Source organism: Amorphus suaedae, assembly GCF_053629675.1.
On the sequence record NZ_JBRJIT010000003.1, the window covers coordinates 195,457 to 212,757 of the forward strand.

Below are 17,301 nucleotides of genomic sequence, written 5' to 3' on the forward strand. Positions count from 1 at the left end.
CCGGCCGCGTGCAGACCAGGTCAACGCACACTCTATGCCTGTCCTACGCACCCGTCTCGAAATCGGATGGATCGAACCGGTAGGTGGAGCTGCAGAACTCGCAGGTAACGACGATCTCGCCGTCCTCGACCATGTCGCGGCGTTCGTCGGCGTCGAACTGCCGGACTATGCCCTCCACCCGCTCGCGCGAGCACGAACAGATCTCGGCGACCGGCAGCGGCTCGAACACCCGCACGTCGCGCTGGTGGAACAGCCGCAACAGCAGCCGCGGCGGCGCGATTTCCGGGTCGATCAGCTCCACGTCGTCGAGGGTGCCGACGCGCGCCAGCGCCTCGACCCAGGCGTCGTCGGGCTCGGCCTCGGGCGTGGTCAGGGTCGACGGTGCGTCGCCGGGGTCGAGATCGCGGCGACGGACGCGGTCCTCCGATTCCGGCAGGAACTGCACCAGCACCCCGCCGGCGCGCCAGCTGTGGCGCGGGCCCTCGCCCTCGCGCCGCTCCAGCACCTCCGCGACGGCAAGGCGCACCGTCGTGGGAATCTGCTCGGACTGGGCGAAATAGGCGTGCGCGACCTCTTCCAGGCTGGCGCCTTCCAGCGGCACCACGCCCTGGTAGCGGCGCATGTGGCCGCCGGGATCGATGGTGAGCGCCAGCTGCCCCTTGCCGACCAGGTCGGTGAAGGCGACCGTGCCGGCCTCCGTCAGCGCGGCGATCGCCTCGCCGTCGAAGCGCGCGTAGGCGCGCACCCGGTCCGGCGAGCGGAAGTCCACGACCAGCAGGCTGACCGGGCCGTCGCTCTGGATCTGGGTGATGAAGCGCCCCTCGAACTTGAGCGCGCTGCCGAGCAGCACCGTCAGCACCATCGCCTCGCCGAGCAGGCGGGCGACCGGCTCCGGATAGCCGTGGCGCGACAGCACGCCATCGACCACCGGGCCGAGATGGGCCACGCGCCCGCGCACATCGAGCGCGTTCACTGCAAAAGGCAGCACGAGATCGTCGGGGGGCAGCCTCAACGGGTCTGCGCCACCGCTCGTCATTCCGCCGCCAACGTCTCCGCCAAACACCATGCCAGAATTCCTTTCTGCGCATGTAGGCGGTTTTCGGCCTCGTCAAAGACCACCGACTGCGGACCGTCGATCACGCTTTCCGTGACCTCCTCGCCGCGGTGGGCCGGCAGGCAGTGCATGAAGATGGCGTTCGGGTTGGCCGCCGCCATCAGCCGGTCATTGACCTGGTAGGGCTTCAGCAGGTTGTGGCGGCGCTCGCGCTCGCGGTCGCCCATCGACATCCAGGTGTCGGTGACGACGCAGTCGACCCCGTCGACGGCCTCGAACGGATCGTCGGTCCACACCACCTTGGCGCCGGCGGCGCGCGCCCGCTCGATGCTGCCGTCGGTGGGCGCCAGCTGCTTCGGCGTGGCGATGCGCAGCTCGAACGCGAACCGCTCGGCGGCGTGCAGCCACGAGGCCAGCACGTTGTTGGCGTCGCCCGTCCAGGCGACGCTCTTGCCGGCGATCGGCCCCAGGTGCTCCTCGAAGGTCAGCACGTCGGCCATGATCTGGCACGGGTGCGAGACCTTGGTGAGCCCGTTGATGATCGGCACGGTGGCGAACTCGGCGAACTCGATGAGCGCGTCGTGGTCGAGGATGCGGATCATCACCGCGTCGACGTAGCGCGACAGCACGCGCGCCGTGTCGGCGATCGTCTCGCCGCGGCCGAGCTGCATTTCCGCACCGGTCAGCATGATCGTCTCGCCGCCGAGCTCGCGCATCGCCACGTCGAACGAGACGCGGGTGCGGGTCGACGGACGCTCGAACACCATCGCCAGGACGCGGCCGGCCAGCGGCCCGTGGCCGCGGCGAGCGCCGTCGCGGGTGCCCTTCATGGCGCGGCTGTTGTCGATGATGCCCCGGAGCACCTCCTTCGACAGGACGTCGAGATCGAGAAAGTGCCGTGTGTTGCCGTTCGTCGTCATGCCGTTCCCCCGGCCTTCGTCAGTTCGCTCGCCTCGAGCGCCGTGGCGGCGTCGTCGAGACGGTTGATGGCTTCGTCGATCTCCGCCGCGGTGACCACCAGCGGCGGCAGCAGTCGGACGACGTTGTCGCCCGCCCCGATGGTGAGAAGCCCCGCCTTGCGCGCCGCCGCCACCACGTCCGGAGACGGCACCCGGCATTTCAGGCCCAGCATCAGGCCCTCGCCGCGCACGCCCTCGAAGACGCGCGGATGGCCGTCGACCACCGCCGCAAGCTTCTGCTTCAGGATCAGGCCCTGCTCGGACACCCGCTCCAGGAAGCCCGGCGCCAGCACCACGTCGAGCACCGCGTTGCCGACCGCGCAGGCGAGCGCGTTGCCGCCATAGGTCGAGCCGTGGGTACCCGCCACCATGGCGTCGCCCACTTCCGCCGTCGCCAGGCACGCGCCCAGCGGGAAGCCGCCGCCGATGCCCTTGGCGATCGCCATCACGTCCGGGGTGATCCCCGACCATTCGTAGGCGAACAGCTTGCCGGTGCGGCCGACGCCGGTCTGCACCTCGTCGAGGACGAGCAGCGTCCCGGTCTCGTCGCAGAGCTCGCGCAGCTTGCGCATGAACTCGTTGGCGAACGGGCGGATGCCGCCCTCGCCCTGCACCGGCTCGATCATCACCGCCGCCGTGTCGGGGCCGATGGCCGCCTTCACCGCCTCGAAGTCGCCGAACGGCACCTGGTCGAAGCCCTCCAGCGGCGGGCCGAAGCCCTCCAGGTACTTCGCCGAGCCGCCGGCCGCGATGGCGGCCAGCGTGCGCCCGTGGAAGGCGCCCTCGAAGGTGACGATGCGGTAGCGGTTCGGCGCGCCGTTGGCGTAGTGGTAGCGCCGCGCCGTCTTGATGGCCGCCTCGGTCGCCTCCGTGCCGGAGTTGGTCACGAACACCCGGTCGGCGAAGGTCGCCGCGCACAGCCGCTCGGCGAACCGCTCCTGCTCGGGAATGCGGAACACGTTGGAGGTGTGCCAGACCTTGCCGGCCATGTTGGTCAGGGTCTCGACCAGGTGGGGATGGGCGTGACCGAGCGCGGTCACGGCGATGCCCGAGCCGAAATCGAGATATCGTCGGCCGTCGGACCCGTTAAGCCAGGCACCCTCGCCGCTCTCGAACGAGAGATCAGCGCGCGCATAGGTCTTGTAAAGGGCCGACGTTGTCATTGGTTCTCTCAAGTTTAGGAGCCGGGGCCGGATTGTTGGCACCCGAAAAACAAATCGTGCCGCCAAGAGGCGGCACGATGGAAAGCTTTCTATATTCGAGGAACGCCGCCCGCTGTCAATGTCCGGCGGCTTTCCGGCAGGCTTGCTGCGACCTTGCGGCACCGGGAATTCCGCTGGGGAAAACCGACGCGCCGCGCGCCGCCTGGATCAGGTGAATCTTGTCATCGATTCGCGTGATGTTGTAGTATCCAAATCGTTAAGGCACGACATATCGTGCACGGCCCCACCCTGAACCGCATCGGCGCATACACGCGGCGTTGTCCGCGAGGCCGAAGGATTCTGCGAGCCACAGACGGAGGTCCCGAGATGGCCGACGACACACCGATGTCCTGGACTGAAGAACGCGTATCGCTCCTCGAGAAGCTTTGGGCCGAGGGGTTGAGCGCGAGTCAGATCGCCGGGCAGCTCGGCGGCATCACCCGCAACGCGGTGATCGGCAAGATTCATCGGCTCGGGCTGTCCGGTCGCGCCAAGGCGCCGGGCGCCTCGCGTCCGCGCAAGCCGCGTCCGGCCTCCAAGCCCACCAGCGGCCGCGTCGGCGGCGGTGGCGGTGGCGGCGCCACGGTCAGCGGCGGCGGTGGCGGCGCGGCGATCTCCCGCCAGACCCGTCTCGTCGGCAACACCGCGCTGAAGATCGTCGCGCAGGCCGAGATGGAAACCCAGCTCGCGCCGACCGCCGCGATGTCGGCCGAGGTGGTGCCGTTCGGCGACCGGAAGACGCTGATGGAGCTCAACGAGCACACCTGCCGCTGGCCGATGGGCGACCCGGGCAGCGACGACTTCGCCTTCTGCGGCCGCGAGTCCACCCCCGGCCAGCCCTACTGCAATGCCCATTCGCGGATCGCCTACCAGCCGGCGCCGGATCGCCGGAAGTCGCGCTCGGGCGGCGGCAGCGGCAGCCGCTGATCGCGGCCTGCCCCGGTCGGCCCGGCCGACCCGCCCCTTCGAACCCTCCCGGATCCCGGCGCCCCGCGCCGGGATTTTTCGTTTCACGCACCGGCCTCCGGTCAGGCAGGCCGCCGAGCCGGCTATTTCTCCAGGACGGCGAACTGGTCGTTGAAGGCGTAGCCGGCGCCGCGCACCGTGCGGATCGGGTCGAGCGCCTTGCCGCGGTTGATCGCCTTGCGCAGCCGGCCGACGTGCACGTCCACCGTGCGCTCGTCGACGTAGACGTCGTGGCCCCAGACGCCGTCGAGCAGCTGCTCGCGGGAGAACACCCGGCCCGGCGACTGCATCAGGAATTCCAGCAGCCGGAACTCGGTCGGGCCGAGGTGGATCTCCCGGCCGGACCGGCGCACCCGATGGGTGGTGCGGTCGAGCTCGATGTCGCCGGCCGTCAGCATGCCGGAGACGACCTCCGGCTTGGTCCGCCGCAGGATCGCCCGGATCCGCGCCATCAGCTCCGGCACCGAGAACGGCTTGACCATGTAGTCGTCGGCGCCGGTCGACAGGCCGCGGATGCGTTCCGTCTCCTCGCCGCGCGCCGTCAGCATGATCACCGGCAGCTTCTCGGTCTGCGCCCGGTTGCGCAGCCGCCGGCACAGCTCGATGCCCGACAGGCCCGGCAGCATCCAGTCCAGGATGAGCAGGTCCGGAACGCTCTCGCGCAACCGGATCTCGGCCTCGTCGCCGCGCGCGCACGCGTCGACGGTGTAGCCTTCCGCCTCCAGGTTGTAGCGCAGCAGCAGCGTCAGCGATTCCTCGTCCTCGACAATCAAGACCTTCGGCATCAGCGCGCGCCCCCGTTCGTGTTCAATCGTCTGCGCTGTAATTGACCGGGATATAGCTTGATTCATCATGCTTTGGCCGGTCTTCCTGCAGCTGCTGCCCGGTGATCATGAAGTGGATGTTCTCGGCGATGTTGGTCGCGTGATCGCCGATCCGCTCGATGTTCTTCGCGCAGAACAGAAGGTGGGTGCAGAAGGTGATGTTGCGCGGATCCTCCATCATGTAGGTGAGGAGTTCGCGGAACAGCGAGGTGTACATGGAGTCGATTTCGTCGTCCCGGTTGCGCACCGCGTGGGCGGCTTCCAGGTCCTGGCCGGTGTAGGCGTCGATCACCGCCTTCAGCTGCTCCAGGGTGATCTCGGAGATGTGCTCCACCCCGAAGATCAGCCGCTTGGTGTGGAACTGGCCCTGCAGCGCGATCACCCGCTTGGCGATGTTCTTGGCGAGGTCGCCGACCCGTTCCAGGTCGCTCGACACCCTGAGCGCCGCGATGATCTCGCGCAGGTCCTTGGCCACCGGCTGGCGCCGCGCGATGACGCTGATCGCGCGCTCCTCGATCTGCCGCTGCATCTCGTCGAGCCGGTGGTCCTGGAGGATGACCCCCTGGGCCCGCGCGATGTCGATCTTCGCCAGCGCGGTCACCGCCTCGGACACGAGCCGTTCGGAGAGGCCGCCCATCTCGGCGATGCGCCCCACGAGGTCGCGCAGCTCCTCGTCGTAGGCTCCGGTGATGTGTTCGCTTGGCATGCGGTTTTCTTCTTTGGTTGGTCAGGTCCGTGCGGTCAGCCGAACCGGCCCGTGATGTAGTCCTGGGTCCGCTTTTCCTTGGGGCTGGTGAACACGAGGTTCGTCGGCCCTTCCTCGACCAGCAGGCCGAGATGGAAGAAGGCGGTGCGCTGGGACACGCGGGCGGCCTGCTGCATCGAATGGGTCACGATGACGATCGTGTAGTTCTCGCGCAACTCGTCGATCAGCTCCTCCACCTTGGCGGTGGCGATCGGGTCGAGGGCCGAGCACGGCTCGTCCATCAGGATGACTTCCGGGTTCACCGCGACGGCGCGGGCGATGCACAGGCGCTGCTGCTGGCCGCCGGACAGGCCGGTGCCGGGCTCCTGCAGCCGGTCCTTCACCTCGTTCCACAGTCCCGCCCGCTGCAGGCTCTGCTCGACCACCTCGTCGAGCTCCGCCTTGGAGCGCGCCAGCCCGTGGATCTTCGGGCCGTAGGCGATGTTTTCCCAGATCGACTTGGGGAACGGGTTCGGCTTCTGGAACACCATGCCGACCTTGGCGCGCAGCAGCACCACGTCGAGCGAGTGATCGTTGAGGTCGTCGCCGTCCATCACCAGGCTGCCCTTCACGCGGCAGCTGTCGATGGTGTCGTTCATCCGGTTGAAGCAGCGCAGGAACGTCGACTTGCCGCAGCCCGACGGACCGATGAAGGCGGTCACGGCGCGCTCCGGGATGTCGATGGAGACGTCGAACAGGGCCTGCTTGGCGCCGTAGAAGACGCTCACGGCATCCGCGTCGATCTTCACCGGGCGCGGCGCCGGATCGGGCGTGCGCACCGTCTCGTAGGTGGGGGCCGCCTGGGCAGCAGCTGCGGTCATGGGTAGTCTCCCTTTCCGGAAAGAGGCAGGTGTCCGTCGGTGGACGTCGGCCCCTCGGATTACCAGCGACGCTCGAACCTGTGCCGCAGAAAGATCGCGATGGCGTTCAGGCAGATCATCAGCGCAAGAAGCACGATGATCGCGGCAGAAGTGCGGGATTCGAAGAAGTTCCGCATCTCGTTGCCTTGCCACAGATAGATCTGCACCGGCAACGCGCTCGACTGATCCAGCGGCGTCGACGGCACCGAGGCCACGAAGGCGTTCATGCCGATCAGCAGCAGCGGCGCGGTCTCGCCGAGTGCCTGGGCGATCGAGATGATCGCGCCGGTGAGCATGCCCGGCACCGCCACCGGCAGCGTGTGGTGGAACATCGCCTGCATCGGCGAGGCCCCGACCCCCAGCGCCGCCTGGCGGATCGACGGCGGCACCGCGCGCAGCGAGGCGCGGGCGGCGATGATCACGGTGGGCAGTGACATCAGCGACAGCACGAGGCCGCCGACCAGCGGCGCCGACAACGGCAGCCCCAGGTAGTTGATGAAGATCGACGCGCCGAGCAGGCCGAACACGATGGACGGCACCGCCGCGAGGTTGTTGATGTTCACCTCGACGAGGTCGGTCAGCCGGTTGGTCGGCGCGAACTCTTCCAGGTAGACGGCGGCGCAGACGCCCACCGGGACCGCCAGGAACATGACGATCAGCATCATCATGAACGAGCCGACGAAGGCGCCGGCGAGACCGGCGGTGGCCGGCGACGAGCGCGAGTCGGTGTTGGTGAACAGCCCCGTCGCGAAGTCCATGGTGATGACGCCGCGGTCGTAGAGCGCGTCGGCCCACTGCTGCTGGTTGGCGCTCAGCTGCTGGGACGACTGCGGCAGGTCGCGGTCGATGTTGCCCTTCAGCCAGACGTCGACGTTGGCGCTGGCCGTCAGCGAGACCTCGCGACGCTGGCCGATCAGCGACGGGTCGTTCATCACCAGGTCGCGCAGCCGCACCCGCTCGCCGGAGGCGACCATGCCGAGCGCGCTGCGCGGATCCTCGGCGGCGGCCGGGATGAGCTCGGCGAACGCGTTCTGGACGATCTTGTTCCAGTTCACGAAGGCGAGCTTGCGCTGCCAGGACTGCAGCTCTTCGATGAACTCGGCCGGCGACTGGTCGGCCGTCTGCACCGGCTTCTCCGGCACCTTGATGATCTCGGGATCGAAGTAGACCTCGAGATGGACGGTCGCCTGCCAGAAGGCCGGCAGCCCCTTGTAGAGGATGCTGCCGAACAGGATGCCGACGAACGCGATGCCCAGGAGCAGCGCCGTCAGGCCGATCGCCCGGAAACGGACTTCCGCGCGCTTGCGGCGGCCAAGCGACCTGGCGACGATCTTGCCGATCGCCTCATGGGACCTGGCGGAGGAGGCGGTGTCGATCGAGGACATGGATCACTCGTATTGTTCGCGATAGCGGCGGACGATGTGAAGCGCGACGACGTTCAGCCCCAGCGTGATGACGAACAGGGTCAGACCGAGCGCGAAGGCGACCAGGGACTGCGGGCTGGCGAAGTCGACGTCGCCGGTGAGCTGGTTGACGATGGTCACCGTCACCGTGGAGACCGCCTCGAACGGGTTGGCCGTGAGCACCGGGCTGTTGCCGGCGGCGAGCACCACGATCATCGTCTCGCCGACGGCGCGGCTGACGGCCAGCAGGAAGGCGCCGACGATGCCCGGCAGCGCGGCCGGCAGGATCACCTTGCGGATCGTCTCCGACTTCGTCGCCCCGAGGCCGAGCGAGCCGTCGTGCATCGCCTTCGGCACCTGCGAGATGATGTCGTCGGAGAGCGAGGAGACGAAGGGGATGATCATCACCCCCATGACGACGCCGGCGGTGAAGGCGCTCGTCGCCTGGACGTGCAGGCCGAACAGCGCGCCGACCTCGCTGAAGAACGGGCCGACGGTGACCAGCGCGAAGAAGCCGTAGACGATGGTCGGGATGCCGGCCAGCACCTCCAGGAGCGGCTTCGCCACGAAGCGCAGCTTCGGCCCGGCGTACTCGGAGAGATAGACCGCCGACATCAGCCCGACCGGCACCGCGACCAGCATGGCGATCAGCGTGATCATCAGCGTGCCCCAGAGCAGCGGCAGCAGGCCGAACTCGCCCTGGTTGGCCGAGCCCACCGACGAGAAGCGCGGGTTCCAGGTGGTGCCGAAGAAGAAGTCGATCGGGCTGACGTAGGTGAAGAAGCGCAGCGCCTCGCCGAGCATCGACAGCACGATGCCCACGGTGGTGAGGATCGCGATGATCGAGCAGACGATGAGGACGAACTTGACGAAGCCCTCAACCTCGTTGCGCGCCCGCATGGTCGGCGAGATGCGGCTGCGGGCAAACAGCGCCCCGGCCACGCCGGCCGCGGCGACGATGGCGACCAGCGCGAGGCGGGCGATGTCGTGGAAGGTGTTGAGCTGCTCGGCGGCGGCCTGCTCGTAGGGGTGGACGTCGCCGGCGACGCCGTAGCCGCTGACCAGCGCGTGAATGCGCTGGGTCGACCGGATCGCCTCGCCGCCGTCGGCGGCCACGTCCGGGGGCATGAAGGAGGAGATGATGCTGGTGGCGATCACCGGCTCGACGAAGAGCCAGACGATGTAGACGATGCTGGCCGGGATCAGGCACCACAGCACCACCATCAGGCCGTAGTGGCCGTGGCGCGAATGCAGCCTGCGGCCGGTCTGGGCCTGGATCGACTTCGACCGCCTGAGGCCCAGTTGATAGACGAAGCCCAGAAGCACCAGCGCGACGACGATCACGATCAGATTGTTCATGGCGTTCCTGCCGTTGCGCGTCGATCTGCCAGCGCCGCACCGGTCGGTGCGACTGCCCGCGAAGGGGGCTCGAGGTCGTCCGCCCGCCGATGGCAGCGGGGGCTGCCGGTCGACCGGGGCTGTCGGTCCGCGGTCTCGACCGGACGGTCGCCGCGGGAGATGTGGCCGGAGCCGGATAGAGGTCTACCAGTCCGGGAGGGGTGCGCGCGACCCTTGCTGGGCGCGGCGCTCCGGGGATGCGCGGCGTTCGTCACGTCGGCGGCCTCGCGCGGCTGGCAGGATCCCCCCAGGTGCGGGGGGCGCGGTCGGGGAAGGGGACGGCCGCGCATCCTGCGCGACCGTCCGGATCGGGTCAGGGGATCGATTGTCCTACTTGGACATCGACACCTTGTTCTCGACGTTGGCGAGCTGGGTCTCGCGCTCCTCGGCGGAGAGCGGGATCAGGCCGGCCTGCTCGAGCGGGCTGCCCATGCCGGACACCTGCTCGGAGAGGAAGAACTGGGCGTACTCCTCGAGGCCCGGGACCTTACCGATGTGCTCGCCCTTGATGTAGAAGAACAGCGGGCGGGAGACCGGGTACTCGCCGGAAGCCACCGTGTCGAGCGACGGGGAAACGCCGTCGACCGTCGCGACCTGCAGGCGGTCACGGTTCTGCTCGTAGAAGGACAGGCCGAACACGCCGACGGCGGCCGGCTGGGCGTCGAGGCGGGCCAGCGTCTCGGTGTAGTCGCCGGAGATCTCGATCACGCGGCCGCCCTGGCGCAGGGACACGCAGGCCTTCTCGGCCTCTTCCTTGCCGAGCGCCTTGATGGCCTCGAAGGATTCGCAGCCCGGGATGATGACCTTCTCTTCGAAGACTTCGCGGGTGCCGTGGTTGGTACCCGGGATCACCAGGGTGATCTCCTGGTCCGGAAGGGCCGGGTCGATCTGGTTCCAGTTGGTGTACGGGTTGTCGACCATCTTGCCGTCCTGCGGGACCTTCGCGGCAATCGCCTGGAAGATCTCGGCCGGCTTCAGGGCGAACGCGGCGCCGTTGGCGCTGGAGGCGAAGACGATGCCGTCGTAGCCGATCTTGACCTGGATGATTTCCTTCACGCCGGCGGCGTTGCAGGCCTCGATCTCTTTGTCCTTGATCGCACGCGAGGCGTTCGCGATGTCGATCGTGTTCATGTCAACGCCCTGGCAGAACTGGCGCAGGCCGCCGCCCGAGCCGCCCGAGCCGACGACCGGCGTCTTGAATTCCGGGAACGTGTTGCCGAACTCTTCGGCGACGACGCTGGCGAACGGCAGGACGGTCGACGAACCGGCGATCTGGATGGTGTCACGCTGCTGAGCGGTCGCGGCGGTGCCGAAGCCGACGGTCGCGGCAAGCGCGATCGCGCTGACGATTTTCGCTTTCACGTGGAAATCTCCCTGGGTTGGGACTTGGTATGGGGGTGGCGCCCTACTTAAGGAAACAGCCATTGAAGGTCGCGCCGGACACCGACGATCTCTAGCCGCCGGACGCCACCGTTCTATGAAAGCGCGGTGATCCTTTTATGACAGTCTAACCTGTTGATTTTGCTGGACCTCGGACGCAGGGTCCGGAACGCCCTCCGGGGCGGGCTCCAATTCCAGCCGAATGGTGAAGGTCGCGCCCTTGTCGGGCTGGCTGTAGATCGACAGGCGGCCCCGGTGGCGCGTCAGGATGTGCTTGACGATGGCGAGCCCCAGCCCCGTTCCCTTGTTGGCCCGGCTCGTCGCCACGTCGACCCGGTAGAAGCGCTCGGTGAGCCGCGGCAGGTGCTCCGGCGGAATGCCCGGCCCCCAGTCGCGCACCGAGACGACGGCGAGGTCCCGCCCGGCGCGGCTCTCGCGTTCGGCGAACACCGCCACCCGCTCGCCGTGCGCCCCGTACTTGATGGCGTTCTCGATCAGGTTGTCGAACACCTGCACCAGCTCGTCGTGCTCGCCGCGCACCCACAGCGGCGCCTCGGCGGCGTCGAAGACCAGCGCCATGCCGGAATCGGCGGCCACCGGCTTCAGCGAGTCCACCGCCGAGCGGGCGACCGCGACCAGGTCGACGATCCCCTTCGGCCGCACGTGCGCCCGCATCTCGATCTGCGACAGCGACAGGAGGTCGTCGATCAGCCGGCGCATCCGCTCCGCCTGGTCGTGCATGATGACCAGGAACCGCTCGCGGGCCTGCTCGTCGCGCCGCGCCGGCCCCTGCAGCGTCTCGATGAAGCCGGTGAGCGAGGCGAGCGGCGTGCGCAGCTCGTGGCTGGCGTTGGCGACGAAGTCCTCGCGCATCCGCTCCAGCCGGCGCTGCTCGGTGAGGTCGCGCACCATCACGCAGATGAGGTGGCCGTAGCGGGTTTCCCCCGACGGCGCCGAGGGGTCGGAGAACGGCGACACGAACGCCTCGAACCAGCGCTCGGTCGGCACCTTCTCCGACCAGTGGATGTGATCCGACCGACGCTCCGACAGCGCCCGCTCCATCGCCTCCAGGAACACCGGCACCCGGAGCTTGAACGACAGCGGATCGCCGATCCGGATGGGGCCGAGCTGGTCGGCGGCGGCCCGGTTGGCGAACCGGACGAGCCCCTTGCGGTCGACCAGGAAACAGGGATCGGGCAGCGCGTCGAGCGTCACCCGCATCGCCTTGGGCGGCGTCAGGTCGCGGTCGCGCCAGTGGCCGCGCTCGGCGGACACCGGGGTGCGCGCCTCCCGTGCCCGGCTCATCACCGAGGCGGCGACCACCGCGGCCACGCCCAGCACGGCGACGGCGGGCGGCACCTCCCAGCGGTACGCGACCCCGCCGAGCACCAGCGCCGCCACGCCGCCGGGCATCAGCAGGCTCGCCCACCGGCGGACGGACGTCGCCGTCTCCGAGGGGGCCCGATCTGCGATCGGCTGCGGGGCCATGTGCGTCGTTCCCTCCGCGGGCCCGCGCCCTCCCTGACCGCGCGCCTCGTTGTTGTGCCCCGCGGCGGCATCGTCGTCCGCGGGTGGTCCGACGAGCTCGACGACGTGTTCGTCGCTCGGCTTCCGGGCGTCGCGATGATCGGATGATTCTTTAGAATTCACGTGACACCCCGCCGGGGCCGCTTGCCGGCCCCCCGTTTCGATCGCAAAATGCCCCGAAAACCCCCGCTCAATGGGCGATCGGCGGGCGATCCGTCAAAGCATTTTCGGACGGGCGCGCCCTGCCTTCAAGGCCACCGGGCGCTTTTGCGGCCCCGGGCGCCGCCCGGATCGCCCGGTTGCGGGGCCGGGAGTGACGAAACGGTGATTTGTGCGCGAGGCCGATCGCGCCGCAGATTCCGGGGTGTGGCGGCCCGCCGTGAACCGATGGCGCGCCACGTCCGTAATTCAGGGTGAGGGATGCGGCGCGCGCCGCCTCCCTTCGCCGGGGCCCGGGTGCCCCTTCCCGGGCATCCCGTCCGCACCGAGCCGACAGAGACCGTGCCATGTTCGTGAAAAAACGCCGGGGCTGGGACATTCCGGAACGCGAAGCGACGCCGGAGGGCATCTACCTCTCCCGCCGGGCGCTGCTCGGGGCCGCCGGCCTCGGCACCATCGCCGCCGCCGCGGCGCCGTCCCCCGCCCACGCGCTGTTCGCGTCCCTGTTCGGCTCTGAGGAGAACCTCGCGGCGACCCTCGACACCTCGTCGGACCCGACCGCCGGCCTCTACCCGTTCAAGCGCAACGACACCTACACGATCCAGCGTCCGCTGACCGACGAGATGGTCTCCGGCAGCTACAACAACTTCTACGAATTCGGCTCCCACAAGGAGATCTGGCAGGCCGCCCAGGCGCTGAAGACCAGCCCGTGGACGGTCACCATCGACGGCATGGTCGAGCAGGAGAAGACCGTCGGCATCGAGGACCTGATGCGCGCCATGCCGCTGGAGGAACGCCTCTACCGGCACCGCTGCGTCGAGGCCTGGTCGATGACCGTGCCGTGGTCCGGCTTCCCCATGAAGGCCCTGGTCGACTACGCCCGCCCGCTCGGCTCGGCGAAGTACGTGAAGATGGAAACCTTCATGGATCCCAAGGTCGCCAGCGGCCAGAACCAGAGCTGGTATCCGTGGCCCTACGTCGAGGGGCTGACCATCGAGGAAGCGACCAACGATCTCGCCTTCCTGGTGACCGGCGTCTACGGCAAGCCGGCGCCGAAGCAGTTCGGCGCGCCGCTGCGCCTCGCCACCCCGTGGAAGTACGGCTTCAAGTCGGCCAAGTCGCTGGTCCGCTTCACCTTCACCGACGAGCGGCCGATGACCTTCTGGGAGGCCCTCGGGCCGACCGAGTACGGCTTCTGGGCCAACGTGAACCCGGCGGTGGCGCACCCGCGCTGGAGCCAGGCGCAGGAGCGCGTGCTCGGCACCGGCGAGACCGTTCCCACCCAGATCTACAACGGCTACGGCGAGTACGTGGCGGCGCTCTACGCCGACAAGACCGGCGAGAAGCTGTTCATGTAGCCCCCGGCCGGGCGCCCCGCCCGGCCCCGCCGCGGCCGTCCCCCATCTGGGGAATTCCTCCGGCGCCGCCTCCGCCTACCCTCCTGAGCGATCGCGCGTCCCGTCGCGACGCCGCCGCCCTCGCGCAGGAGACCGCCATGCCCCGCCGGATCGTCGTCGCCTCCGCCCTCGCGGCGGCCCTCGCGCTCGCCGCCGCCGCACCCGCGCGCGCCGGGTCCGAAACGGATCGGTGGTCGGACAGCGTCAAGTTGCTGGATCAGCGCGAGCGGGAGCCGAAGGTCTGCTTCGACCTTGAGGCCAAGGCCGGCTTCCAGCGGGTCGACGCGCCGGCCGGCACCGTCTTCTACAAGGCCGACGTCGGCTGGGCCGCCCAGTGGTCCGCCGGCCCCGGCTGGCCGATGACAGGCGCCACCGGCTACACCGGCCAGGAAGACAAGAAGCCGACGCCGGGCCTGTTCTCCGACATGATGGCCGCCTCCGCCGACCCGTCGAAGCGCGGCCCCAAGCGCACCTTCGTCTCCAAGGCTCCCTACGGCGCGCTGCTCATGTGGGCGAACGACACCTTCGTGCTGATGGACCTCTACGCCGAACACGGCAAACAGTTCGCGGTCCCCGGCGGCCCCTCCCGCAGCGTCTTCTTCGGCATCAACGAGGCCAAGGACCAGCTCGGCGACAACTCCGGCGCGCTGAAGGTCTGCGCCTTCTACAGGCGCGGCTGACGCGCGCGCCGGCGAGCCGGCCGCCCGCTCAGGTGCCGGAGCCTTCCGGACGCGGCCCGCGCGCGAACGACCAGAAGGACCGCCGCGCCCGGTGCGCCTTCATCTGCCCGTCTGCCACCTGCGAGACGAAGTCCGGCGCCCCCTCGGGCGGATAGGACAGCGTGCTCGCGGTGCGGGCGATCTCGTCGCCGCCGAAGTTGGGGAACGGCAGCCGCCCCTCGCTCCGCCAGCCGTCCACCGCCGCCTCGGCGCGCGCCGTCTCGTCGGCGTCCATGCCGCCGTCGCGGCCGAGATAGAGCGTCTGGGAGGGCAGCGCGAAGCCGGTTCCCGACTGCGCCACCACGTCCATCATGCGCAGGTAGATGTCCTCGCGGATCGCCAGGAACTCCGACCAGTCGGTCGACTGCACGTAGGCGAAGATCTCGATCTCCAGGGCGTCGTCGCCGAACGCCACCAGCCGCACCCGCGCCGGATCCTCCGTCACCTTCGGATGGGCGATCAGCAGCCGCCGGAGCTCCGCCAGCACGAAGCGCAGCTGGTCCGGCGTCGTCTCGTAGCGCAGCCGGATCGTCTTGTGCATCAGCATGCGGTCGCGCTTGCCGAAGTTCTCCAGGTGCATGGTGACGAAGTCGGCGTTCGGCACCGCCACCAGCGTGCGGTCGAGGGTGCGCAGCGAGGTCGAGCGGATGCCGATGCGCTCCACCGTGCCGATGCGCGTGCCGAACCGGCAGAAGTCGCCCACCGCCAGCGGCTTGTCGGCGAACAGGATGAAGCCGGAGATGACATTCTCCAGCGTCGAGCGCGCGGCGAGCGCCACCGCGAGGCCGCCGATGCCGAGGCCGGCCAGCGCCGCGCCGTAGGGGATGTTCAGCGCCTCGGCGAGCAGCAGCATGTTGCCGAGCACGATCACCACCTTGAGCACGCCGACCAGCAGCGACGCCAGGATGTCGCCGCGCTGGCTGATCAGCCCGGCCCGGTTGAGCATGCTGCGCACCGTGTCGACGATCCAGAACTCGATGGGGATGGCGCCGGCGATCATCGCCACCACCGCGACGGCGAGCACGGCGCCGGCGAAACTGTCCGGCAGGCCGAGAAGCAGCAGCCCGGCGTAGCTGATCAGGCCGAAGACGACGAGGCGGACGCCCCAGAAGGCGAAGCGCGACGACGTCATGCCGGCCTCCTCGCCCTCGTCCCGCTGCCCCAGGATCAGGCCGATCAGCACGCTCACCAGGAAGCTGATCGCCACCGTGGCCACCAGCGAGACCACGAAGGTCGCGACCATCGCCGCCCACTGCCAGATCTCCAGCGGTCCGAGCGGCCGGAGCAGGCCCGGCGACAGCTCGCCGAGCACGCTGCGGATGACGAAGAACGTCGCCTGGGCGGGGCGGTAGAGCGGCAGCACCACCTCCGCCGGCGGCAGGTCCTCCGTGGCGGTGAACAGCTGCCGGACCGAGCGCAGCGTGTCCGGCGTGAACTTCCACTGCACCCCGTCCTCGGTATCGATCGGGGCGACGACGATGTCGCCCCGCGGATGGGTGAAATGGACGTACGGCGCCCGGCTGTCCGGGTCGTTGGGGATTTCCTGGTAGACGACCTCGCCGAGCCGCGCGAGCACCTGCTCCAGGTATTCCGCCAGGAGCACCGCCTCGCGCTCGCGGCCGACCGGGGTGAGCTCGGAGAGGTCGAGCGTCGCCACCGCGGTGTCGAGACCGCCGGGCCCGGCCCGCATGCTGTCGATGAACGCCTCCATCGTCGCGCGCGGGGTCTGCATCTGGAAGATGTGGTTGGCCGGCGGGATGCGGCCGCCGGTGCGCGCCAGCAGCTCGGTGAGGCGGGCCTCCAGCACCGGGGTCGGCTCGCCCGACAGGAACCAGTCGCCGTTCCGCTTCACGAAGCCCAGCTCGAACGTCTCGCCGTCGTAGCGCCCGAGCGTCGCCACGGCGCGGTCGCCGTCGGTGGAGGTCTGCTGGCGGATGTCGTCGAGCTGGAACTCGAACTCGTTGATCACCTGCGCCAGCAGCTCCACGTCCCTGAGCTGGTCGCGCCGGTCGAACACCGCGCCCTCGAAGTCGACCAGCCCGAGCATGTCGTCGAGATATTCGAGCTGGCCGTTCTCCACGGCGTCGGCAATGACAAGGAACGCGTGCAGGACCTCGACCGGCGTGGCCTGCGAGATGTTGGTCTCCGCCTTGATCGTCTCCGGGGTAATCCGCGCCCCGGTCCACCAGGCCTCCTGGCCGAGGCGGCCCATGAAGCTCTGGCCGTCGCTGGAGAGGACGAAGATGAGCTCGCCGCTGTCGTCCGGCTCGTGCCAGGTTCCGACGAGGCGGTTGCCCTGGACGGTGCCCTCGATCGTTCCGCCGAACAGCGGATAGCGGCCGGTGACCTTGTCGCCCTCCTGCTTCAGCGTCAGCCGGGCGCCGCCGTGCAGCCAGCGCGTGTCCCAGACGCCGGCCCAGCTGGCATCCGCCGCGTGCGCCGGGGCGGCGGCGGAGGCGAGTAACACGAGCAGGCCGAAGAGGATCGGAAGCGCCTGGGCAGCCAGTTTCGCGATCGACATCCGTCCAGCCATGCGCTCACTCACCCCCCGGATACGAGCCGTGCGACCCTGCGGGCGACGCGCCCGCCTCTTCCCCTTTTTCAGCAAACGCCCCGCGACGAAAGGAAAAAACGCCGCCGGCCCGCGCGAACGGATGTCTTCCGCGGGCCGGCCACCCGCGCCTCCGGCGGGTCCCGGCGTTTGACGC

The 17,301-nt window shown here is 69.3% G+C and carries 14 protein-coding genes; 3 read left to right on the forward strand and 11 right to left on the reverse strand.

The features are described from left to right. Positions 1-43: 43 nt before the first annotated feature. The 3 genes from AB7M35_RS22340 to AB7M35_RS22350 are packed head-to-tail and all read right to left on the reverse strand — an operon-like array spanning position 44 to position 3,176. A complete protein-coding gene (locus tag AB7M35_RS22340) occupies positions 44-1,066 on the reverse strand; it encodes an Hsp33 family molecular chaperone (RefSeq protein ID WP_453962784.1) in 1,023 nt (340 codons plus the stop codon). Then, the gene (gene argF / locus AB7M35_RS22345; RefSeq protein ID WP_453962786.1) at positions 1,033-1,974 is read right to left on the reverse strand and encodes an ornithine carbamoyltransferase; all 942 of its coding nucleotides are present in this window, start codon (positions 1,972-1,974) and stop codon (positions 1,033-1,035) included. Before argF ends, AB7M35_RS22340 begins: the two co-directional genes overlap by 34 nt. Then, positions 1,971-3,176: an acetylornithine transaminase gene (locus tag AB7M35_RS22350; RefSeq protein WP_453962788.1), complete on the reverse strand. Its 1,206-nt coding sequence runs from the start codon at positions 3,174-3,176 to the stop codon at positions 1,971-1,973. Before AB7M35_RS22350 ends, argF begins: the two co-directional genes overlap by 4 nt. Before the next feature lie 366 nt (positions 3,177-3,542). Between AB7M35_RS22350 and AB7M35_RS22355 the strand changes: the two genes are divergently transcribed. Beyond that, positions 3,543-4,142: a GcrA family cell cycle regulator gene (locus tag AB7M35_RS22355; protein WP_453962789.1), complete on the forward strand. Its 600-nt coding sequence runs from the start codon at positions 3,543-3,545 to the stop codon at positions 4,140-4,142. Between the two features lie 122 nt (positions 4,143-4,264). Here AB7M35_RS22355 and phoB read toward each other — a convergent pair whose 3' ends face one another. From phoB to AB7M35_RS22390, 7 genes are all read right to left on the reverse strand, one after another. After that, positions 4,265-4,966: a phosphate regulon transcriptional regulator PhoB gene (phoB, locus tag AB7M35_RS22360; protein WP_453962790.1), complete on the reverse strand. Its 702-nt coding sequence runs from the start codon at positions 4,964-4,966 to the stop codon at positions 4,265-4,267. A 22-nt stretch (positions 4,967-4,988) separates the two neighbouring features. Beyond that, positions 4,989-5,711, reverse strand: a complete 723-nt coding sequence (phoU, locus tag AB7M35_RS22365) for a phosphate signaling complex protein PhoU (protein ID WP_453962791.1) — start codon at positions 5,709-5,711, stop codon at positions 4,989-4,991. A gap of 35 nt (positions 5,712-5,746) precedes the next feature. Continuing rightward, a complete protein-coding gene (gene pstB / locus AB7M35_RS22370) occupies positions 5,747-6,571 on the reverse strand; it encodes a phosphate ABC transporter ATP-binding protein PstB (protein WP_453962792.1) in 825 nt (274 codons plus the stop codon). 59 nt (positions 6,572-6,630) lie between these two features. Continuing rightward, complete coding sequence (gene pstA, locus AB7M35_RS22375; protein WP_453962793.1) at positions 6,631-7,995, reverse strand: phosphate ABC transporter permease PstA; 1,365 nt, start codon at positions 7,993-7,995, stop codon at positions 6,631-6,633. 3 nt (positions 7,996-7,998) lie between these two features. Beyond that, positions 7,999-9,372 carry a phosphate ABC transporter permease subunit PstC gene (gene pstC, locus AB7M35_RS22380; protein WP_453962794.1) on the reverse strand — a complete coding sequence of 458 codons (1,374 nt, stop codon included), beginning with the start codon at positions 9,370-9,372 and terminating at the stop codon, positions 7,999-8,001. Between the two features lie 369 nt (positions 9,373-9,741). Beyond that, on the reverse strand, positions 9,742-10,773 hold the full coding sequence (locus AB7M35_RS22385) for a substrate-binding domain-containing protein (protein ID WP_453962795.1): 1,032 nt from the start codon (positions 10,771-10,773) through the stop codon (positions 9,742-9,744). Between the two features lie 135 nt (positions 10,774-10,908). Then, on the reverse strand, positions 10,909-12,279 hold the full coding sequence (locus tag AB7M35_RS22390) for an ATP-binding protein (protein WP_453962796.1): 1,371 nt from the start codon (positions 12,277-12,279) through the stop codon (positions 10,909-10,911). A gap of 545 nt (positions 12,280-12,824) precedes the next feature. Here AB7M35_RS22390 and msrP point away from each other — a divergent pair. Both msrP and AB7M35_RS22400 read left to right on the forward strand, forming a co-directional pair. Then, entirely contained in the window at positions 12,825-13,835 is a 1,011-nt protein-coding gene (gene msrP / locus AB7M35_RS22395) for a protein-methionine-sulfoxide reductase catalytic subunit MsrP (RefSeq protein ID WP_453962797.1), read from the forward strand. 137 nt (positions 13,836-13,972) lie between these two features. Further along, complete coding sequence (locus tag AB7M35_RS22400) at positions 13,973-14,554, forward strand: hypothetical protein (RefSeq protein ID WP_453962798.1); 582 nt, start codon at positions 13,973-13,975, stop codon at positions 14,552-14,554. Between the two features lie 28 nt (positions 14,555-14,582). Here the strand turns inward: AB7M35_RS22400 and AB7M35_RS22405 are convergent, their stop codons facing one another. Next, entirely contained in the window at positions 14,583-17,126 is a 2,544-nt protein-coding gene (locus AB7M35_RS22405; protein ID WP_453962799.1) for a mechanosensitive ion channel family protein, read from the reverse strand. Positions 17,127-17,301: the final 175 nt, after the last annotated feature.